The organism is Enterococcus haemoperoxidus ATCC BAA-382 (genome assembly GCF_000407165.1).
GTDB classification, from domain to species: Bacteria; Bacillota; Bacilli; order Lactobacillales; family Enterococcaceae; genus Enterococcus_L; species Enterococcus_L haemoperoxidus.
The window spans coordinates 2,283,386-2,304,592 of sequence record NZ_KE136479.1; the positions used below are offsets into that span (position 1 = coordinate 2,283,386).

Sequence of the window (21,207 nt, forward strand, 5' to 3'; positions counted from 1 at the left end):
ACACGTTTTTTAACAAAGGTCATAAAAAGCTCTTTCTTATTCTTGCGGCTGTACTGTAATAACAGGATTCACCGAGTTCTCCACTGTGATTTCTTCGGTTCCGTAACGTTTACCTAAAACATACTTCGCTATGTGGATTGTACGATCGCTCATCCGTTCTAAATTAGAGGCCGTATCAATAAACAATACTCCATCGGCAGCACGACCTTTGCCGCTATTCATAATCAAAATGTATTTTTTACGGAGTAATTTAACCATTTGATCGATTTTTTCTTCCCGAGCTAACATATGCTCTGCCATTTTTTTATCATCATGCTCAAAAACAATCAATGAATCACGGATATTCTTCAATACTTTTTCAAATAAATCTACCACATCTTCATCATATAAAATCAACGTGTCTCGATCTGAAACTTTACCAGCTTTTTTTTCTTTGGCTTTTTGTTTTTTTTCAAGATAGATCGCTTCATTAAGATTTTGAATAATATTACGACAATGATCGCCAATGCGCTCTAAATCTTTTGTCAATTCTAACATCATAGTTTGTTCATGACTTTCAGAAATCGTCAATTCTGTAGCTGAAAGCTGGACTAAGTATTCTGTCAAACGGTTGTCCATATCATTGATTGCCGTTTCATACTGATTGGCATTTTCCTTATCGATACTATCTTGTTTTTCATAATATGCTTTCGTTGCTTCAAAAGCTCCTAAAACATAATCCCCCATCTGTAATAACTCGATTTTAGCTTGATTCAACGCTAAGGTAGTCGAGCTTTGTATGATCGATTCATTTAAATTAGAGGGTTTAAAATCAATACTTTTGTCTTTTCCTGGAATGATTTTTCTTACAAGCAACTCTATTTTATCAATAAACCAAAATTGAATCAGCAAATTAGAGATATTGAATAACCCATGAGCAACGGCAATCTGCATTGCTGGTTTTAGCTGTAACACATCAGAAATACGGACCACAACTGCTGTAAACGGCGTTAAAAGTGTTGTGAAGATAATTGCTCCTACTAGATTGAAAATCACGTGAGACGCTGCTGTCCGCTTAGCAGCAACACTGACCCCCAAAGCAGCAATAACTGCTGTGATCGTAGTTCCTATATTATCCCCAAACAAAATCGGTAATACAGACTCAATTGCCAAACTACCTTGACTATAAAGCTGCTGTAAAATCCCAATTGTTGCACTAGAACTCTGTAAAACCATCGTAAGCAATGTGCCGATTCCAACACCTAGCACCGGATGATGCGAAACATCTACCATTAAATCAGCAAACTGTGGTAAATCACTCAATGGAGCCATCCCATCACCCATTAATTTTAGCCCGTAAAATAAACAACCAAATCCAAATAAAATTTGTCCGACATTATTCACTCGTTCTCTTTTTGAAAAGAAAAGTAGGATCGATCCAACACCAATAATCGGTAATGAATAGGAGCTTAGATTAAATCCAATAATAAAAGCTGTAACTGTTGTCCCTACATTTGCCCCCATGATGACACCGATTGCTTGGCGTAAAGACATGAAGCCCACACTAACCAATCCTACAGTCAATACAGTTGTACCTGAACTACTTTGAATAATAGCCGTAACGATTAACCCAGCCAAAACTGAGCGCAACGGTGTAGATGTAAACGTGTTTAAAATTTCCCTTAATGAATCACCTGCAGACTTTTGCAGACCATCCCCCATATACTTCATACCAAATAGAAAAATCCCTAATCCTCCGAGAAAAGGAAATAACATTTCTTGATAGGACACACTTTTTCCTCCTTATTAAAACCAATGCAGTTTACTACGATGCTCATTCTTAAAAATTGAATAAGAACTTCCTTTTAAGAGTACAAAAAAATAAGCACCTTGTAAATAAAATGTTGATATTTCTCACTATAATCTTTGATAATTCGTATATTCAAACAAACAACAATAACTGATTTAACTTGTTGAAAATAGTTCATTACTAACCATTTTTAAAAGCATTTATAAAATGTAAGCATTACTTTTTCAAAATAATAGAGAGCACGAAACAAAACTAAAAATCAGTTTTGTTTCGTGCTCTAAATCAGAATAAACGTTTTTTCTCAGTCTCTGTTCCACATTTCCCAAATGCATAATGGAGTCAAAAAGAAATCCTTCTTATTTTTCAAATTTAATGCTTTTATTTTCAACTGACATCCCAACTGTCAATCAAACCATCAACATATAAACACCTGATGCCACTAACGCACCAATGACAGGCCCAACAATTGGTACCCATGAATAACTCCAATCAGAGTCCCCTTTAGTCGAAATCGGTAATATTTGATGTGCTAAACGAGGACCAAAATCACGTGCTGGATTGATTGCATAGCCTGTAGGTCCCCCTAAAGACAAACCAATTGATAAGATTAACGCTCCGACAACTAACGGATTTAGACCATCTGTAAAACTATGTTGTGAAAACGAAAGTAAACCTAAAACTAAAACAAATGTCCCAATCACTTCCGTTACCATATTCGCTGGATAATTACGAATCGCAGGACCGGTAGCAAATGTCCCTAAAATAGCACCTTGATCTTCTGTTACTTGCCAGTGAGGCAAATAGGCTAACCAAACTAAAACCGCTCCGACAATTGCTCCCAGCACTTGTGCTAAAATAAACGGTACAACCAAACTCCATTCAAAACTTCCCGTCATTGCCATCGCGATTGTCACCGCTGGATTCAAATGAGCAGGTCCCATATAGCCTGCAACGTAAACTGCAATCGTTACAGCCATCGCCCAACCAAATGCAATCACGATCCACCCCGATGCTGCAGACTTACTTTTCTTTAAATTAACGCCTGCACAGACGCCGTCCCCCAAAAGAATCAAAATCATTGTCCCTAAAAACTCACTGAAAATCTGTGTCATATTTGAAGTATCCATTTTACTTCGTCCCTTCTTTCAATGTACTCAAGTCAGATTCTGCAATTAATTGATTTAGCTCGTTTGTATAGCGCTCTTTTTGTTCGTTGGACCAATCATGATAATGACTCATTTCTGAAATTACCCCTTGTTTGACTTCATCTAGCGTATCTCTCATAAAGAGCAGATGATTTGTTCTACGCACAAGATAATCTGCTGGTGTCAGTACCATCTCATTATCTAAAGCATAATGTAATGCTAATGTTTCAGCTAAACTTAAACCTGATACAGGTTCAGTTGTTTTGATTCTTTCAAAAAGTTCTGTCACATTTGAACCATATAAATGAACAAGATATTCTGCTTCTTCTTGGCTCAGCCCTTTTTCCACGCCTAATGTTGCAAGATTATTTAATTCTGTCTCCACATTTGCTGCATCCAGATTTCCACCTGAAACAGGATATGTTTTAGAATCAATCAACTCAAACGTACAATTAAATTCTTCTTTCAAAATACGTTGGATTTCTTTTAACGCACCTTCTGCCATCTTACGATAATCTGTAATTTTACCGCCAGATAATGTCAATAAGCCATCTTCTGAACGTTCTAGTAAACTACCACGTGAAACTGCTGAAGGATTTTCTTTGCTTTCTGCTAATGAATCTTCTAGATGATTCAAGACATTTTCTACATCGAAACGGGTTGCTTGCTGATTTCTATACTTATCAACGATATCAATGACTTGATTGAAACTATCATCAGACACTTTGCCGTTATTGCCGCCGTTATAATCTGATCCGCCATTTTCTGAAATCAATGGTCTAAGGCCGGCCCAGCTTGCTTCGATATCATCGATCGTCACATGTGCTTTAGGATAATGACTGTTGACGATTTCTAGCAAGTAATCGACATCTTCTTGAGTAACAGTAGGATGCTCATAATCTCCTGTATAATCCGTGTCTGTCGTACCAAAATAGGTTTTCTTTTCTCTAGGAACAACGAAAACCATCCGTCCATCATGTTTGCCTGTATCAAAATAAGTTGGTTGAGGTACATATAGTTTGCTGCTATCGACAACAAGATGGACTCCCTTTGTGGGGCGCATTTGCGGTACTAGATTTTCTTTCGTATCCAAACCACGAACTTTATCTGACCAGGGTCCCGTCGTATTGATAACGACTTTAGCTTTGATTTCAAATTGTTCACCTGTCAGTAAATCTTCTGCTTTTACACCAATGATTTTACCTTGTTTATTTTGTATGAAGCCCACAGCTTTAACTTTACTGAGCATCAACCCACCATCGAAAGCTGCTCTCTTAATATTTTCGATCACAAGTCGAGCATCATTATTTCTAAAATCTAGATAGACACCACCGCCTTGTAATCCTTCACTTTTCAATTGAGGTTCTCTTTCTAGCACTTCTTCTTTTGTCAGTGTATAATTCTCATATTTCGTGCCGATCACATTTGCTAAGCGGTCATAAAGATCCATTGCCACTTTGACCGAAAACATATTGAACGTTGCTTTTGGCTCATCATAAATTGGTAAAAGCATTGGATCAGGTTTTGGAATATGTGGTGCAATTGCTTGAACAACAGCACGTTCTTGGACTGTATCTGCGACGACTTCTACATCAAAATTTTTCAAATAACGAATTCCGCCGTGTACTAATTTAGTTGAACGAGATGATGTGCCTTCTGCAAAATCCTGCATTTCGATCAAACCCGTTTTCATACCAGCAGCACTAGCTTGTAAGGCAACACCTGCGCCTGTAATACCACCGCCAATGATCAATAAATCTAATTCTTCAGACTTCATCTTTTCAATAGACGCTTGTCTCGTTTTAATTGAAAATGACATACCACTCACTTCTTCCTTTATTTTGATTTATGTTTGAACATTTGTGTGGCAGCGACCGCTTGTTGCCAACCCTCGTATAAATCATCACGTTCTTCATCAGACATTTTTGCTTCAAACACTTGTCCATCTTCATAAAACTCTTTTAGTTCATCTAAATCTTTCCAAAAGCCAACTGCTAAACCTGCTAAAAAGGCTGCACCCAAGGCTGTTGTTTCTAAGTTTTGCGCTTTTTGAACAGAAGTATTTAAAATATCTGCTTGGAATTGCATCAATAAATCATTGTTAGCAGCTCCTCCGTCTACTTTTAAGATTGGAATAGCGATACCAGTATCTTTTTGCATGGTGTCAATAATGTCTCGTACTTGATAAGCTACTGATTGCAATGTCGCTTTTACAAAATCTTCTCTCGTTGTTCCTCTCGTTAAACCAAACACGGCGCCTCTTGCATCTGAATCCCAATATGGTGCACCAAGTCCTGTAAATGCTGGTACGACATAGACTTCGTTTTTATTGTGGGATTCATTTGCTACAGTTTCTGATTCCGCAGCTGTTTGAATCATCTTCAAGCCATCACGTAACCATTGGATGGCTGAACCAGCAACGAAAATACTTCCTTCCAAAGCGTAATAGACTTTTCCATTGATGCCATACCCTATCGTAGTTAGTAGATTATTGTCAGAAAGTTGAGGTTTTTCACCTGTATTCATCACGATAAATGAACCTGTACCATACGTATTTTTGACCATCCCAGGTTCAAAAGCCATTTGCCCAAACAATGCAGCTTGTTGGTCACCTGCCATACCTGAGATCGGAATTTCGCTTCCATAGAAATGATAGTTTTTCGTCAACCCATAAACTTCAGAGTTCGATGTCGCTTTTGGCAGCATCACACGAGGAATGTTTAAAATATCCAAAATATCTTGATCCCAATCTAAGTCATGAATGTTGAATAGCATCGTACGACTTGCATTGGAATAATCTGTTACATGGGTTTCTCCACCCGTTAATTTCCAAACTAGCCAAGAATCAATTGTTCCAAATAATAAATCTCCTTTTTCAGCTCTCGCTTGTGCCCCTTCAACATGATCTAAAATCCAACGAATCTTTGTTGCTGAAAAATAAGCATCTACGATCAAGCCTGTTTTTTCGTGAATCATGTCTCCATGTCCGTCTTCTTTTAATTGATCAGCGATTGGTGAAGACTGACGAGACTGCCACACGATCGCATTATAAATCGGTAGTCCTGTTTGTTTGTCCCACACAACAGTTGTCTCACGTTGGTTGGTAATACCGATCCCTGCAATATCAGAAGGTTTAACCCCTGATTCGATCAAAGCCCCTGCGATTACAGATTGAACAGAGTTCCAAATTTCATTAGCATTGTGCTCTACCCAACCTGCTTTAGGAAAAATTTGTGTAAATTCTTTTTGAGAACTACCGATATTATTGCCTTTCTTATCAAAAATAATTGCTCTTGAACTTGTTGTTCCTTGGTCGATCGCCATAATGTATTTTTGTTCTGTCATTAGAATTCTCTCCCTTTCATGAAAACGCTTTATATTTCATGTATTTATAATAGTCGGAAACCGTTTCATAAAAACGTCATCTTTTTTTTTATTTCAAAAATAAATGAAAGTTTTTCAATATAACCTTGTCTTATCAATAAAAAAGACCAAAAATAAAATAGTACATCTTTTTATCTTTGGACTTTCTATTCAATTTATCTTTTATTATGCAACGCCCGAATTTTCATTCTGATTTGGTTGATATCATAAGTTGAGCCAAGTTCCGATAATACATAAACTTCTTTGGCAGAGCGATACGTATTGGGCTTCATAACATTTGTAATCATCAAATCATAAGTTCTTTTTGAGTCAAATGGTTCAATCGTTAAACCATTTAAATTTTTCAAACTCAAAACCAAGACCTGAGTCATTACTTCTTTATATAAATGATCCATCTTTAAATCAATCCCAATCCGAGTTTCACCAACAATTTCAAAATCAATGATTGCTAATACACTAAGATACTTCACCAATGACCATTCATACAAACTATTCCCCTTTTCATACTTTTCCCCAAAACACTCTAAACTTTTATCTAAAAGAACACGAGAAAAATCTGCCAGTCGATGGCTGGAAAGGCTCTGCTCTTTTTGCCAAATGTTCTCTCGGTCAAATAACTCCAGTTCTCCTTTAAAAAAATATAACCGACTATGAATTTGAGAGAAATAATAAAAGATCTTTTTTTCTAATTCAGGGAAAAATTTTTGCGGGCGATAATACAAAATTACATGTTCTAAGACAAACGTATCTGCTAGTGATGTTGGTGTCCGGCGACCACGAATCAAACTATACGCGGCAAAATCTGACTCCTCTAAAACCGACATACTCGTCAAAAAAATAAAATGTAGTAAACTTTCTTCTTCATCGATTTCAAGTGGATATCGACTAAAAAAGCGTATAACAAAAGAGCGCAATGTTTTAAAAAAAGGATCCTGTTCATAGGCTTGGCTTTTACCATACAATTCTTTAAAATTTTTTGGCTGTACTACGATTCTTTTTTTACTGATGGTCAACCATAAGCTGAGCTTCAGCTTGCCATGTTCTTCAAAAGAAAGAGACAATGCTTTCTCTAAAGCCTCAATGATCCTAGAATTTTGAATGGTCAGTGTTTTTTCTTGATGGATGTCATAAGGTGTCAAAAACCAATAAATTTGAAAGTAAAAGTAGCGAATTTGCAGTTCCTCACCTTTTAATTGACCGTTGCGGATTTTAAGATCAAATTCTTTTAACAACGAATTAAGCTCTTTGATTTTTCTAAATAAAGAAGACTCACTGATCATAAATTTTGTCGTAAGCTGAGCAATAGTAAATTCACGATAATGAAATAAATAATCAATCAGTTGAAACTTGATTGACGCCCGAACATAATCATCTAAAATTTTACTAATAGAAAATTGGTCTGACATATGGATGACTACCCATTGTCCATCATAAAATAGCGAACAGTCTTTTTCATATGGTTTTAAGTAATAGCCTAGTTCCTTTAAATCACTTTCAAAAGAAGCCTTTGAAACTCCTAAATAATCTAGCAACTCGGTATCCTTGACTCGACCACCAGCCAAAATTACTTTTTTTAAAATACCGACTTCCCTTGCTTCTTTTTTATCTAACAATTCTTCAATTTTCATCTGCTTCACTCCACAAACCTTCAAAACCTAATTGGTTCGTGATATCTATCACGCTAGAATAATAAGGATGGTACAAAAAATCTTTCTGATAAAATTCTTCTAAAGTCTGACCCATTTGAATGCCAAGTGCTAATGTGTTGATTTTTTCTAGAATATTAGCTTTTGAGACTAATTGTGCCCCTAAAATTTTATGACTGTCTTTTTCAAAAATAATTTTCCCACTAACTTTTTCATTTCCAGAAAATAAAGAACTTCTTTGGTGAACATGGGTAACAGAAATCGGCTGCTCATGAAACAAACCTTCTGCCTCCGTTAATCCAGTACTGGCTACATAATAATCGACCAATTTTGTACCGATCGTGCGGATCGAGCCAACGAATGGCGTCGTAGGCTCTACAAGATTTTGAGCCACAACTAATCCCGTCCTTACTGCATTATTCACCAGCGGGATATAAAATGACTCTTTAGATAAACTATAAGGCACTTGAATACAATCACCGATTGCAAAAATATCCTCTTGAGAAGTTTGCAAATACTCATTTACAAAAACAGTTTGATCCGTATGCTTTTGGATCTGTTCGTCTAAATAGCGTAAATCTGGACGGACATTCATTGCAAAAATAGCACTATCACATAACAATTGAGACTTCTTCGTTTCAATCAAAAGTGCTTTACCGGTATCTGTTACTTTTTCAACAGTCTCATTAAAATGGAAAATGACCCCTCGAGCGCTCATTTCTGCTTGTACGGGCCGGATCATTTCTTCATCAAAATACTTGAATAATAAATAATCCATCCGTTCAAACAGATGCACTTCTTTGCCTTTTTTCAGCAAAGTATCAGCCGCTTCCCCACCTATTTGGCCACCGCCGATCAATGCGACTGTATTACTATTTTCCAAACGTTCGATTGCGTTTACTACTCCTTGTAAAAATTTATATTTTAAAACCTTTTCTGAATCACTACCGAGAATTTTCTGGGACCACTGACTAGAACCTGTTGCTAAAATCAGTTTGTCAAATGACATAAAAAAGTCAGATTCTTGTTTTTCATACTTAATGATACGCTGTTTTGAATCCATACTGACGACTTCTGCGTTTAACAACAAAGAAATACCGTTATCTACTAGCTGTTCTTCTGAAATGAACTGAGCTGTTTCAATAGGACCGATCGTTTCATTGAAATACAGATTGATTCCTCCAGGCAAATAACCTATTGTTTGTTGCTTATCAATTAAATGGATTTCAGCCTTGGGATGTTTTTTTCTAATCGCTAAAGCAGCAGATACTCCCGCAAATGAAGCCCCTATAATCACGACTTTCATAGTAGAATCCTTCTTTCTAAAATAGTAAACCGTTTTCTTAAAGAATAGCATACGCAAGCTATTATCGCATAGGAAAAAGCTAATTTGTTTGAGTATTATACAAAAAAACTCGTCTACTCACTCTGTAAGAGAGCAAACGAATTTTTTAATTGTACAATTGTATTTTTAATTATCCTTCATGAACTCCTGAATCGCTTCAGCATTCTTCTGTTCATCAAGCTCGATCACGCTTCCAGATTCAGTATAATCATTAAAGTTCCATGTTCCCTCTACAGGAACTGATAATGATTTTAACGGCTTCACTTTTCCAGAAAGAAAATCTTTCGCCAAATCGATCAATAAACTTGTTGGTACATTTGTATCAATTTTCCCAACCATTTTTCCAGCAACTTGAGGTAGTTCCCATACTGGAATCAAATCTTTAGACTGCTCAACTAAAGCATCCATCACTTGTTGTTGACGTCTAATCCGACCAAAGTCACCTTCTTCATCCATCCTAAAACGAGCATACTGCAATAAACTATTCCCATGCAAAGTTTGCTTTCCTTTAAGAATGTCTACACCGTCTAAATTAATATCTTTTTCAGCATCGATTGTGACCCCTTTTGGATAAAGTTCATCAATGATGTCACTAAACTCTTTAAAATCCATTACCACATAGTAATTGATTGGTAAATCAAAGTTGGTTTTCAACACATCTTTAGTCATTTGTGCGCCGCCATATGCGTATGCTGCATTTATTTTATCTTGTCCACCATCAGGAAATGTTACATAACTATCTCTCATGATTGAAATCAATTTAGGCTGTTTCGTTTTTCCATCATAGTGAGCCACCATCAACGTATCTGAACGACCTTGATCCTCGTCATCATCTCTCGAATCATTCCCAACGACCATAACAGTTATTTGTTTATCGCTCGTTTGTTCATCTCCAGTAAAATTTTCATTTTTATTGGAAAGTTTTGATTCACTCTTTTCTTTGGCTGTTTGGAATGAAATCGCCGCATAACAGCCTACACTCACAACTACAAGTAGAATTGATAATAATGTAATCGTCACTATTTTTACAGATTTTTTCATTGTTTATTCCTTTCTAAACATAAAAATTGAATCGATTTGTTTAATCTTGACTAAAATTAGATAATTGCATTTTTTCTTAGCTAAAAGAAAAAATCCCTCACCAAGAATACTCAGCGAAGGGATCAGAATACGACGACTTAAACACATGGCATTCGCCATGAATTTGCAATTTATCTAGATCTTCTCTTCGTTGAGTTTTAGCACTATATAACGTAAAAAGCATTGCCTTTAGCTACTTTGAAAAACGCCTTAATTCGACGAATCTTGTCCTACCCGTACCTGTCTTTCGACATTTCTGAGCAGTAGCCTGTGTTTATATAGGAGCCTCACCTAACAAGTATTTAATTCATTTTAAACTATAAGCGTATCGAATCACAAAGTCAAATTAAATTTTATAAATGCTGTTCAATTTAAAACTAAGTTATTAAAATATAACTATTCTGTACCTAACACTGCAGTGAAAGTAAATTATGACAACACCTATTTTAAATGAAAAAATCTTTACATTTTCTTAAAAAATACCTATTTCGCTTTAAAAAGCAACTTTAGATAGACATTCCTCCCTTTATCTGTTTCAATGTTTAAAAGACAGAACACTTGGAGGATACGCATGGAACACTTTTTAGAAAAACAACAAGAGTACTTTTTTAATTTTTTAACCGATAGCATCGACAACTTTTTATTAGATCATTCCGACGAAACCTTTTATGCATTTGCATTAGACTGTAATATTTATGAAGAAGGTGAAATAAACCTTTGTTTTAATACTGTAGATCTTTGGCAAGAAACAACAAATTATTATGCAAGTAGAGGTCACAGCAACATACAATTAGAAGAAATGAAATACAATTCCAGTGACTGGGATGAAAATCAACGTTTTGCCTCCCTTCACCTATTTGATGATTGGGTGGAAGATGAGCAAGATATTGAAATGGTTCTTGAATGGCTTTGTCAGCAAATAATCCTCTTGACTGACAGCGAAACGTTCGAACGAATCCCAAAAACAGAAGATTTTAAGCTATTGGTTTACGATCATGACGAAACACCTTCTGACTCACAAGAAAGATTTGAAAAAATCGGAATGTCAGAACTTTTTCAAATAGAATAACAAAAAAATGCTTGTTTTTAAGGTTAAAAACAAGCATTTTTTTGTATCTAGTTTCTAAATAAAGCTATGATATCATTCGTTAAAGTAGTTTAAAAACAAAACGCCAATTCTTCCACATTAAAAAAAGCTACTAATATTTCATTCACCTTTTCCACTAATTTCTTCTCGTCCGTAATTTGATCCCTTGTTTCAATTGCCACTGCCCCATTTGTATACGTCAGAAAATCATATTCTTCTTTGAGCGTAACTTGATGATCCTCTTTTTTATATAACGTATAATCATCGATAACATCTATCTCGTATTCACGTTTGTAGCCATTTTTTAACGCTATTGCAGTTATCAAAGAATTGACTGTCAATGCTTCTAAAGGAATAACTTGTTCGTCTATCGTCAATGTATAATTTTCATCCTCAATAATTCCACAAGCATTGCAACCACCATCTAATAAATTCACTGTTTTACTAATTAATGCTTTTTTCATTCTTACAGATCCTTTCTTACGCCTCTAACTATTTCCTTATCTATTATATCAAAAATGAAGAGACAATAAAGCAACTAATTGCTATTAAACATTATGAATAACCACTACAAAAAGGACCAGTTGACGACAAGACGCAAGTTAAATTCAAACTAAAATAGACATCTCCATCCTCTACTCATGCAGAAAACAGAGATGTTTATTTATTCCACTCGTTTCTTCCTTCGCCACAAAATATACGTTTGTATCATTACCAATAAAACCAACAGTATAATCACAAAAATCAACCAAATCGGAACTTGACTGACAACCTTAGTTTCTTTATTTTCTTCATTGATTATCTTCGCTTGTTCCCTAGTAATCTCAAATTCATTCTCAAATTCCCATTTTTTCCCATCTTGATTGATTAGCGTTTTACTGATATATTTTCCAGGTTCTAACTGTCTTTTGATTGGTACTGGAAAATCCATCACAGAATCCGGTGCCATTTCCAGCGCTTCTTTTTCTAACTTGATCAAAGGAGTTTTTTTCCCTTTTTTTTGAATCGCAAATTTTAGATCCATTTTCTTTGAAATTGCTGCATTTTTATTGCGAATCGAATGAATCACTGCTATTTTTTTCCCTTGTTTGGATCTCGCTACGTTTACTGTATCCATTTCATAATCAGGTAAAACAGATGTACCCGTCTCATTCAAGACAACACCTACCACATAATGAAAGCGTTGTTTAATGGTCACATCTTTATTTTTGGTTTCACTTTCAGCTAAATTTTTAGTAAAACGCAATCCTCCTACAATAACACCATCATATCTTTCCTTTGGCATCTTCACCTGAAAACGAGCAATTTTTGTTTCATACGGCTGCAATGAAATATTCGTTTCTAAAACCTTGATCAGCGATTCAAAAGGATAAACCAACGTTTTATCTTTGATTCCTTTTACTGTATAGTCGATCATTCCCTCTTCCGTTGTCGATGCATTTATTGCATTAATTGAAACAGAAATAGGAGCATCCTCTGGATTAACCAATCTAACTTGTAACTCTTGTTCTTCTTGTGGCAACATCACTAAATCAAAATATGATTTAGTGCTATCAACTTGATTCTGCGGAATAACTGCTTGTACATAGAAACTGTTTGTTTCTTCACTTTTTTCTTGTGCAAAAGCAGTTTTTACATTCAATAAACTAACAAAAAAAATAAGTCCGGTAAAAAATAATACATGAATCCCATTTAACTTAGAACAACCACTCATCTAAATCACTCCTTAACTTAATCAGAAAAAAGAGTGGAATAAATACTACTCATCCCACTCTCTTAAATCATCCTTTGGTTCTATGGGGCATCCGCCAATGTCCAGTCAATCGTAGAGGTATGTTTACCAAGTGTTGCCATTGCAGCTGGCACATCTAGTGTCACACCTTTGCTTTCAGCATCTGGCCACGTAAACGTCCATGTTCCGGCACCTGCTCCTGCTGCTGCCGTTGCAAATGGTGTTGCAGTTGCAGCACCGCTCGTTAACTTGACTGTATTAACTGGTATTGGTGCATCCGCATCACTGTTTGTTCCTGCTTGTGTATTTTTAAAATTCAAGCTGGCGTTTGGTAAAGATGCGGTAGCAGAACTATCTTTGAACCCATTTAATTTTCCGCTAAGCTTCCAGCCTGCATTTGTTCCTCTGGCATCTGATACAACAACATTGATCGCATCAGGATTAGTGGGAATATATGAGGCATCATTGACTGAAATCGTTTGTGACGCATAGCTAATCGTAGAAACAGCTTCTAACGTTAACGCACCTGGTGTAAAAGTGACATCCAAATCAGTTGCCTTATTAATATCAGCAGCTGACGCAGATTGACCTAAAAATAATGGAGCAAAAACAACCGATAATAATAAAACTTTTGAACTAGTAATAACAAACGTTGAACTCTTCATTTTATACACCCTCTCTTTATTAGTAAAGCTTATCGTTATTTGGCACCGACAGAAACAATAATTCTACCGCTCGCTGCTGTCTCAGTACCAAGTGTTGCCGCTGTATTAAAGGTAATCGACGTACCCGCCATTAACTGACGACTAGAAATATCTAGTGAAAAAGTACCATCTGCATTAACTGGTGCTTCTTCATAAACATTTCCTGGGAATCTCACTCTAACTTTAAATTGAGTTCCTTCTGGAGGATTTGTGATTTTAACTGATCCTTTGATTAGCCCATCGCCAACAAAGATTGGCGCTACAACTGGTGTAGGGACTACATAACCTTCTAAAGACGGAACCTTGCCAACTGCAAAAACCACACTGTCACTTTCTTTCCCTTTCAACGATTGAGCATGTTCTGCAATGGTTACTAATCTTAGTGGATCACCTTCTTTTAAATTTTTATCCGCTACAGGAATCGTAAAAGTGCCATCATTTCCAATCGCTACTTTTCTCACAGACCCATCAGGAAATTGAACTTGCATAAATAATTTAGCTTCTGTTGGAACGTTCGTTAACGTAATTGAACCTGTGATAAACTTGCTTCCTTCATTTACAGTTTTAAACTGTGGTTTTGGAACCTGATAGTTCTTTAACGGATCGACAATCACTTGTTTGACTTCCGGCTCACTGACATTGGTTCGCGTACCATCACTCGCCTCAACTATTACTTTCAGTATGTCGTTTCCTTGAGGTTGATATTTACCAAATGGAACCGTAAAACTACCATCTTCATTGATTGAACCAGTTAAATTCGTGCCATCAGGTAATGTCACTTTAGCGATAAAAGTGACACCTTTTGGAACCGGCTGAGTTACATCAACACTACCACTAAGACTAGATGAACCTTCTAAAACATCACTAATCACTGGTTTTGTAACCACATAGTGTAAAAATGGATCTGCTAAGACCAGTTTGATTTCCGGTTCACTGACTTTGATCTGTTTTCCATTACTTGCTTCGACTACCACTTTTAATTGATCATTGCTTTGTGGTTCATAGTTACCAAATGGAATCGTAAAATCACCATTTTCATCAACGAAACTTGTCAGGCTTGTTCCATCAGGTAACTCAACTTTTGCTTTAAATATCACGCCATCTGGTGCTGGCTGAACGATTGCTACATTTCCAGTAAGGCTTGCTCCGCCTTCTATAACGTCTCCAACAACTGGTTTTGCGATCGTGTATTGAACAAATGGATCTGCTATTACTTGTTTGAATGTCGGATCACTGACTTTCGTGTACTTATCTACACTGGCTTCGATCACTATTTTTAGCTGGTCATTCCCTTGAGGCTTGTAGTCACCAAACGGAATCGAAAAAGTGCCATCTTCATTGACTGTTTCAGCTAAAGTTTTCCCATTAGGCAATTCGACTTTCGCTTTAAATGTCACACCTTCTGGCACTGGCTGTGTAACCACTACGCTTCCATTAAGACTCGTCACACCTTCTAAAATGTCTTCAACAACTGGTTTTGCAACTGAATAATTGACTAATGGATCTTCTTCTATTTTATCGAAATAGAGATTGATTGCATCCCCATTTGCATGAATCGTATTCAGTAATTCTAAATCAATAACAGGTTTATTGACCGCCATCGCAGTCACTTTTGCTTTTTCAGCAGTTATATCAGAAACTTTAGTGGAAAAATTAAAATCAACATCACCAAGTACATTGGCTTGCAACGCTTGTGTTAACACATCAGATGTTCCATTGGCAATTTTTCCTACTAGATCAAGCAAACCATTAACAGCTGGTTTCAATAGATCAAGAACAGGATTCAATATAGCAAGAAGTCCGGTAAATTTTAATCCAGCAACTGCTTCTTTCAGCGGATCGAACAACTTTGCGTAGGTCGTACGAACATATTGTCCTAATCCGTCCGTAAAATCGACCATCACATATTTACCATCTGGTGATAATTTGCCTTCAACTGTTGCTTGATAGCTACCTAAATCTTGAAGCGAGTTAAGCCCTTCAAAAGCCTTTTCCAACGAATCTAGTTGTAATCCTAATGGTTTCGCCAACCCAAGGAGTCTTGTTACAAGTCCCCCTACTTTTAAGACCAAATCTTTGACCACTGGAACATCTCCTGGCACGATTGGAAGTAACTTAGCGCTGGCATTAATCAAAATCGGTCCATCGATTTTCCCTCGTAATTCATCTGGAATCGCAAAAACAATAACTTTTGGTGACACTAAACCAACATCTGCAACCGCGGTTCCTTTAAATGAAAGATCTAAATCATATGTAGAATCTGCATTTTTTTCCAACTTGACGCCATCATTGATAACGGTTCCATTATTGGAAGATAACTGTGTTCCTTTTAAAATACTGACATCTGCTAAATCCGCAGCATTTACTGATTCAGTAGCATCCGCTTCATACTGACGATTGTCCCCAAAAAATAGTAGCGAATTTGGAATAACTGCAGCTGATAATAAGACTGTAGTTCCCACTAACGTAATGATAGAACGATAATTCTTTTTCATGATTGCCTCCTTTTGCTTCTAGGTTAACTCAGGTAAATACATCCGTAATACATGATTGCAATGTAAAGAATACTATCTATATAATTTTATTTCAAATAATTGGATTGTAATTTGTGTTGAAAAATATATTTAAATGGTTAAAATTACACGACGTTTTTATTCATTAAAAATGTTGTGTAAAAGGCTTGTTGTTTATTTCCAAAATTAAGAATTATTTTGATGATTTTCATTTGGAAATCCCAGTATTTTTTTCAGTTAGTTAAGTGAGAGACAACAAATCCAACTTTATTTATAGACAGGTAAATCACTTTTTGAATAAATAAAATAACAATGATTTTCTAAATAAAAATTTCATTATTTTAAATTATATATTGGAAAATAAAATGCCCTACTTAGCTTGTATACCCGTTCTTATGATAGAATAAGGCTATAGTAGCTTACTAAAAAATGGAGGGCACATTATGGACTATCAAGAAATACTTGCATTCTGGTTTGAGGAATGTGAACCTAGCCAGTGGTTTAAAAAGGACTTGGCTTTTGATGATCTTATCAAGGAAAGATTTTCAATGATCCATACCCAAGTAGCTCAAGGAGAAAAATCTATTTGGCGTAAAACCATTGAAGGACGATTGGCTGAAATTATTGTATTAGATCAATTTTCTCGAAATTTATTTAGAGGTGATCCAGAATCTTTTGCCTATGATGGCATGGCTTTGGTTTTAACACAAGAAGCGATCGCTACAGACGACTTGGACCAATTGACATCTCAGCAACGATCCTTTCTATTTATGCCGTTAATGCATTCTGAATCTTTAATTATTCACGAAGAAGCATTAAAACGCTTTGCTGAAAAAGGCATGGAGCACAATCTTGAGTTTGAAAACAAACACCGTGATATTTTAGTTCGTTTTGGCCGTTATCCACATCGCAATACACTATTGGGTAGATGTTCAACAGAAGAAGAAATCACCTTTTTAAAAGAACCAGGCTCTTCATTTTAATAAAAATAAAAAGTGAGCCTGAAACAAAACTAAAAACAGTTTTGTTTCAGGCTCCAAATCCGAAAAAACAGATTATAGATATTTTTCACATTTTAATCAAATTTATCCAAATCCAAACATTTAATTTTGAAGTTATTTATTTGACATCCTCCATCATTTAAATAACCAAGAACAGAATAATTCACTCTAAAAATATCATTCGTTTTATCTGAGCTTTTTTTTGATAACATCATCTAAACAATTCTTTTTCAAAAAATGCTGCCACAACATCCATCATTTCACCTTTGACTAAGTGCCCTTCACCTTCGCCTGTAATGAACTGACTATTCTCAGCATAAGACTCACCTTCGATCATTTGATAAAATTCCGCCATATCTTCATAAGGAATTTTAGGATCTTTTGTTCCATGCCAAAATAAAACCGGACGCTGCGCTAACTTTTCTGGCGCTTCTGAAAGATCATACTTAGCTACCCAGCTAAGTAATAAAGGTAAATCACGTGGCACAAAAAAGTCCATTTCCGCTGATCGTTCCATCACTCGTTCAATATAGCGCTGTGGGGCTGGTGTTCCCATCATGCACGCTGCTGTTTTGATTTCTGGATGTTGGGTTAGTAAAGCGCATGTCGTGATACCTCCCATTGAAACACCGCCAACACCGATTTTTCCTGAATCAATCAACTCTTGTTTCTCAAAGTGACGCACCAACTGTGTAAACTCAATAATATTATATTGAATACTCGACCAAAATGTCACTGAAGGTATCGGCGATATCGGGCCTGTTTTTCGTTCCCCATGATTCATTGCATCAGGTAAAATCACACGTATTCCTTTTTTCGCTAATTTCCTAGCCTGAGTCAGTGATAATTCCTTCGCCGATTGCCAGCCATGATAATAAATAACTAAGGGTAACGTGCTATTTTTATGTTTTTCTGGAACAACTTCCAAAACTGGAATTTTCTTTATATATCGATGTCTAATACTAATTTTCATGTTGCTCACTCCTAAAAGACAATTATTCTTTGTTTAAGTATACACCCTAAACAAAAATTCACTGCTGTTTTAGCCTTAGCTATTAAATAGAATAAAAAAACAAAACACGTTATTGTCTATTTCTTTTCAAAACTCTTCTTCTTTTTCGTCTCTTTAAAAGGACTCTTAATCGTAATAATGTTAGCAGTATCACGATGATACCTAACATTCGACTAAAAATAACTACAACTAATTTAGGAAGATCGTTTTCATTTTTGTTGACCTGATAACTTTCTTCAATTGCCTTCAGATCATCCGGTTTAACAGGATAACGTGTACTTCCTAGTTTTTCAATATCACTTGCATCTGCATAATTTCCTAAGCCATCACTTGCCCTAAGATACATTTCTCCTTGGATACCTTCTCGATTTAAATCAATACTAAATAAGCCATTTTTATCCGCCGAAGTTTCCTGATAGTGGTACTCCTTATTATCTGTATAAAAAAGTTCGATTTGATAAGTATTTTTTGATGCAGGCATTTTAATTTCACCAGATATCGTTTTATTTTCTTTATTAAAATTGATTTCTGAAAAGAAGGTTGTTGGCTTATCACTACTAACTAGATATGGAACATTTTTGTAATGATAAATAACACCATCTTCAGAAGTAAAGCATAAGTCGGTTGAATAAATCCCTATTTTATCTGTTTGGACTGGATCGTTTTCATAGTACATATCTTTGATCTTGATCTTATCTCGATAAAAAATCGTTGCGATAAACCCACCATACTCATTCGTTGGACCATTCAATACAAAACTTGCAAAACTTACATAGGGCCTATTTTTGAAGGGAAACTCCAAATAAACCTCTTCTTTTTCCTTTTTAATACTTGTTGTTTTACCATTTAAAACTTGTTTTCGAGCATAGTGACGCGACAATTCATTTGAAGCATCATAACTTGATTCAGTAGAAGACTCCCCAATATCTTCTCCATAGCAACTCGTAGGTAAAAATAAAAACAACAAGTTAACAACCAACACCATTTTTTTCATAAAAAACTCCTCTAACAACTTCATAACATAAATGACATATTGCACACGTCATTTAGAGATTTTTAAATTATTCTTAACTATTAGCTATTAAATAAATCAGTTATCTTTTATAAAGTATAAAGAATACAAGTTAAAAAGAAAAGTTTTTTTTATATTCCGGATTGATTTTACTATAAAAGTAACAAAAAAACTCTGAATCCATGTATGAACTGGGCTCAGAGTTTCGAGTTAAAACCTTATTTTGTTTCACGGTGTTCTGTGTTTAGCGAACCACCACGCAACATAAAGCACCAAATAGAAAAGTTTCTTCCATTATATGGTATTTTTGAACCATTAAAAAGCACTATAAAAAATATTTCCGTATTCAAAATCGGATTCAACAAAAAACTCAATTACCACGGGCAAGTTACATTTTTACAAAAAAACTAGCGAAAACAAATAAATGTTTCACTAGTTCTGAATACTACATATTATTCATTCTCAAGTTCGGGATTCTGCTGTGTTGATAAACCAATATCTAAAATATCCGCCAACTCACCAGAACTCAAAAACCTTCCTCGGCTAATTATTTCATCGTTTAAAAGCACTAAAGGAAAAACACTCACATCATTTTCATCATAATACTTCTGAACTTTTCTATTATTCACTAACGATTTCTTATCTTCATCAAGGAAAATAATATGTGTTTCTAAACTTTCACCTTTTATTAAAAAATAGTTTTCTTTAAAGACATTGTTATTTATGCTTTCAAAAATTTCAAAATCAATATTACTACTAAAATTTTCACTTAGAATAAAACATTCTAATTTTATCATTTTCCTATTGTCATCCCACCAGCAGAACAAGACGTTGAACCAGAACCCCATGTAGTAGTATATTGTGCTTGCAATCTATACCCCTGATACCCTCTTTTTCCTGAATAGAAAGAATAAATCCCACCAGAATAACCATAAGTTCCCTTATATGGAGTAACATTTGAAGTAAAAGATTTCACTGATCCAACATTAAGCTTCATGTTAATCTTTGTAAATGGTGCTTGTGTGGCAGTAATTATATACGACGTATACCCCGTTGTATTATCAACTTTCTTTGTACCAGCAGTTAAAGTTATAACGTTCACTGCCCGAGCTTGAACACCGTTCGATTTCGGCGGAGTTTGAATGATCGTTTCCGTATAATATTCATCATTTTCACTAAAACCCTCCGACTCAAAATGTTCGATAGCTTCATCTGATAAAGAATTCAAATCAACAGACTGTACAGACGACAACGGCGCAACCTCATCAGCATTCACCACAGTAGAACCCACAAATAACAACCCTAAACTCAATGCAACGAAAAGAACATATTTTTTCATATAATTCGCCTCCTAATATTTTGTTAATCATATTATAATTTAAAACTCATTAAATGTAAATATTTCAATACAAATAAATATATTATTTTTATTTTTAGATCATTTTATTTATCACCCTTTAAAATTAACATATCACCTTTTATGTTTATACCTTCTAAACTTTGAGAACGTCCATCTTCATATCTAAAATCCCTCATTGCATCCACTTTATATTCCTGAACAGATACACGCACTTCAATATCATCATCTAATGACGATAACAAATTTCTTAGTTGTTCTAGTTTCATTACATTCTCCTTATTTTAAAAATTTATTACATCTCTACCACTAAAACTGAAAAATCAAATCGTACTATCACAATAGACGAAAAAACCATTTTTACCTTAAAAAAATGGCGCTTAAAACAGCGTGAACTACT

The 21,207-nt window shown here is 35.3% G+C and carries 18 protein-coding genes and 1 riboswitch; of the genes, 2 read left to right on the top strand and 16 right to left on the bottom strand.

Features of this window, described 5'->3' with window-relative positions:
• Positions 1-36: 36 nt before the first annotated feature.
• The 7 genes from I583_RS10520 to I583_RS10550 form a co-directional block, all read right to left on the bottom strand.
• The gene (locus tag I583_RS10520; RefSeq protein WP_010760495.1) at positions 37-1,770 is read right to left on the bottom strand and encodes a Na/Pi cotransporter family protein; all 1,734 of its coding nucleotides are present in this window, start codon (positions 1,768-1,770) and stop codon (positions 37-39) included.
• Between the two features lie 426 nt (positions 1,771-2,196).
• A complete protein-coding gene (locus tag I583_RS10525) occupies positions 2,197-2,916 on the bottom strand; it encodes an MIP/aquaporin family protein (RefSeq protein WP_010760494.1) in 720 nt (239 codons plus the stop codon).
• A gap of 1 nt (position 2,917) precedes the next feature.
• On the bottom strand, positions 2,918-4,753 hold the full coding sequence (glpO, locus tag I583_RS10530; protein ID WP_010760493.1) for a type 1 glycerol-3-phosphate oxidase: 1,836 nt from the start codon (positions 4,751-4,753) through the stop codon (positions 2,918-2,920).
• A 17-nt stretch (positions 4,754-4,770) separates the two neighbouring features.
• Complete coding sequence (gene glpK / locus I583_RS10535) at positions 4,771-6,279, bottom strand: glycerol kinase GlpK (protein WP_010760492.1); 1,509 nt, start codon at positions 6,277-6,279, stop codon at positions 4,771-4,773.
• Positions 6,280-6,473: 194 nt separating this feature from the next.
• The gene (locus tag I583_RS10540) at positions 6,474-7,946 is read right to left on the bottom strand and encodes a helix-turn-helix domain-containing protein (RefSeq protein WP_010760491.1); all 1,473 of its coding nucleotides are present in this window, start codon (positions 7,944-7,946) and stop codon (positions 6,474-6,476) included.
• A complete protein-coding gene (locus I583_RS10545) occupies positions 7,936-9,270 on the bottom strand; it encodes an FAD-dependent oxidoreductase (RefSeq protein WP_010760490.1) in 1,335 nt (444 codons plus the stop codon). The genes I583_RS10540 and I583_RS10545 overlap by 11 nt, the downstream gene beginning before the upstream one ends.
• Before the next feature lie 165 nt (positions 9,271-9,435).
• A complete protein-coding gene (locus tag I583_RS10550; RefSeq protein ID WP_010760489.1) occupies positions 9,436-10,350 on the bottom strand; it encodes an LCP family protein in 915 nt (304 codons plus the stop codon).
• 176 nt (positions 10,351-10,526) lie between these two features.
• Positions 10,527-10,695, bottom strand: a riboswitch (M-box (ykoK) riboswitch).
• Between the two features lie 265 nt (positions 10,696-10,960).
• Between I583_RS10550 and I583_RS10555 the strand changes: the two genes are divergently transcribed.
• Entirely contained in the window at positions 10,961-11,458 is a 498-nt protein-coding gene (locus I583_RS10555; RefSeq protein WP_010760488.1) for a DUF4303 domain-containing protein, read from the top strand.
• 89 nt (positions 11,459-11,547) lie between these two features.
• On the opposite strand, the gene I583_RS10560 is transcribed toward I583_RS10555, so the two are convergent.
• The 4 genes from I583_RS10560 to I583_RS10575 all read right to left on the bottom strand — a co-directional run bounded on the left by I583_RS10560 (position 11,548) and on the right by I583_RS10575 (position 16,407).
• Positions 11,548-11,940: a DUF4809 family protein gene (locus tag I583_RS10560; RefSeq protein WP_010760487.1), complete on the bottom strand. Its 393-nt coding sequence runs from the start codon at positions 11,938-11,940 to the stop codon at positions 11,548-11,550.
• Positions 11,941-12,140: 200 nt separating this feature from the next.
• Complete coding sequence (locus tag I583_RS10565) at positions 12,141-13,190, bottom strand: WxLIP family cell surface protein (protein ID WP_010760486.1); 1,050 nt, start codon at positions 13,188-13,190, stop codon at positions 12,141-12,143.
• Positions 13,191-13,270: 80 nt separating this feature from the next.
• Entirely contained in the window at positions 13,271-13,873 is a 603-nt protein-coding gene (locus I583_RS10570; protein WP_010760485.1) for a WxL domain-containing protein, read from the bottom strand.
• 35 nt (positions 13,874-13,908) lie between these two features.
• Positions 13,909-16,407, bottom strand: coding sequence for an adhesive domain-containing protein (locus I583_RS10575; protein ID WP_010760484.1), 2,499 nt, complete (start codon positions 16,405-16,407; stop codon positions 13,909-13,911).
• Positions 16,408-16,868: 461 nt separating this feature from the next.
• Here I583_RS10575 and I583_RS10580 point away from each other — a divergent pair, with 461 nt between their 5' ends.
• Positions 16,869-17,408 carry a DUF924 family protein gene (locus tag I583_RS10580; protein ID WP_010760483.1) on the top strand — a complete coding sequence of 180 codons (540 nt, stop codon included), beginning with the start codon at positions 16,869-16,871 and terminating at the stop codon, positions 17,406-17,408.
• 229 nt (positions 17,409-17,637) lie between these two features.
• Here the strand turns inward: I583_RS10580 and I583_RS10585 are convergent, their stop codons facing one another.
• The 5 genes from I583_RS10585 to I583_RS10605 all read right to left on the bottom strand — a co-directional run bounded on the left by I583_RS10585 (position 17,638) and on the right by I583_RS10605 (position 21,076).
• Positions 17,638-18,399: an alpha/beta fold hydrolase gene (locus I583_RS10585; RefSeq protein ID WP_010760481.1), complete on the bottom strand. Its 762-nt coding sequence runs from the start codon at positions 18,397-18,399 to the stop codon at positions 17,638-17,640.
• A gap of 109 nt (positions 18,400-18,508) precedes the next feature.
• Positions 18,509-19,432: a hypothetical protein gene (locus I583_RS10590; protein ID WP_010760480.1), complete on the bottom strand. Its 924-nt coding sequence runs from the start codon at positions 19,430-19,432 to the stop codon at positions 18,509-18,511.
• A 470-nt stretch (positions 19,433-19,902) separates the two neighbouring features.
• The gene (locus I583_RS10595) at positions 19,903-20,247 is read right to left on the bottom strand and encodes an arsenic metallochaperone ArsD family protein (RefSeq protein WP_010760479.1); all 345 of its coding nucleotides are present in this window, start codon (positions 20,245-20,247) and stop codon (positions 19,903-19,905) included.
• Positions 20,244-20,789 carry a hypothetical protein gene (locus tag I583_RS10600; protein ID WP_010760478.1) on the bottom strand — a complete coding sequence of 182 codons (546 nt, stop codon included), beginning with the start codon at positions 20,787-20,789 and terminating at the stop codon, positions 20,244-20,246. Before I583_RS10600 ends, I583_RS10595 begins: the two co-directional genes overlap by 4 nt.
• 104 nt (positions 20,790-20,893) lie before the next feature.
• Complete coding sequence (locus I583_RS10605; protein WP_010760477.1) at positions 20,894-21,076, bottom strand: hypothetical protein; 183 nt, start codon at positions 21,074-21,076, stop codon at positions 20,894-20,896.
• Between the last annotated feature and the right edge of the window lie 131 nt (positions 21,077-21,207).

Bases quoted from the DNA above. Each gene is read 5' to 3' on its own strand.
- I583_RS10525 (WP_010760494.1), bottom strand. From the start codon at position 2,916: ATGGATACTTCAAATATGACACAGATTTTCAGTGAGTTTTTAGGGACA.
- glpO (WP_010760493.1), bottom strand. From the start codon at position 4,753: ATGTCATTTTCAATTAAAACGAGACAAGCGTCTATTGAAAAGATGAAG.
- glpK (WP_010760492.1), bottom strand. From the start codon at position 6,279: ATGACAGAACAAAAATACATTATGGCGATCGACCAAGGAACAACAAGT.
- I583_RS10540 (WP_010760491.1), bottom strand. From the start codon at position 7,946: ATGAAAATTGAAGAATTGTTAGATAAAAAAGAAGCAAGGGAAGTCGGT.
- I583_RS10545 (WP_010760490.1), bottom strand. From the start codon at position 9,270: ATGAAAGTCGTGATTATAGGGGCTTCATTTGCGGGAGTATCTGCTGCT.
- I583_RS10550 (WP_010760489.1), bottom strand. From the start codon at position 10,350: ATGAAAAAATCTGTAAAAATAGTGACGATTACATTATTATCAATTCTA.
- I583_RS10555 (WP_010760488.1), top strand. From the start codon at position 10,961: ATGGAACACTTTTTAGAAAAACAACAAGAGTACTTTTTTAATTTTTTA.
- I583_RS10560 (WP_010760487.1), bottom strand. From the start codon at position 11,940: ATGAAAAAAGCATTAATTAGTAAAACAGTGAATTTATTAGATGGTGGT.
- I583_RS10565 (WP_010760486.1), bottom strand. From the start codon at position 13,190: ATGAGTGGTTGTTCTAAGTTAAATGGGATTCATGTATTATTTTTTACC.
- I583_RS10570 (WP_010760485.1), bottom strand. From the start codon at position 13,873: ATGAAGAGTTCAACGTTTGTTATTACTAGTTCAAAAGTTTTATTATTA.
- I583_RS10575 (WP_010760484.1), bottom strand. From the start codon at position 16,407: ATGAAAAAGAATTATCGTTCTATCATTACGTTAGTGGGAACTACAGTC.
- I583_RS10580 (WP_010760483.1), top strand. From the start codon at position 16,869: ATGGACTATCAAGAAATACTTGCATTCTGGTTTGAGGAATGTGAACCT.
- I583_RS10585 (WP_010760481.1), bottom strand. From the start codon at position 18,399: ATGAAAATTAGTATTAGACATCGATATATAAAGAAAATTCCAGTTTTG.
- I583_RS10590 (WP_010760480.1), bottom strand. From the start codon at position 19,432: ATGAAAAAAATGGTGTTGGTTGTTAACTTGTTGTTTTTATTTTTACCT.
- I583_RS10595 (WP_010760479.1), bottom strand. From the start codon at position 20,247: ATGATAAAATTAGAATGTTTTATTCTAAGTGAAAATTTTAGTAGTAAT.
- I583_RS10600 (WP_010760478.1), bottom strand. From the start codon at position 20,789: ATGAAAAAATATGTTCTTTTCGTTGCATTGAGTTTAGGGTTGTTATTT.
- I583_RS10605 (WP_010760477.1), bottom strand. From the start codon at position 21,076: ATGAAACTAGAACAACTAAGAAATTTGTTATCGTCATTAGATGATGAT.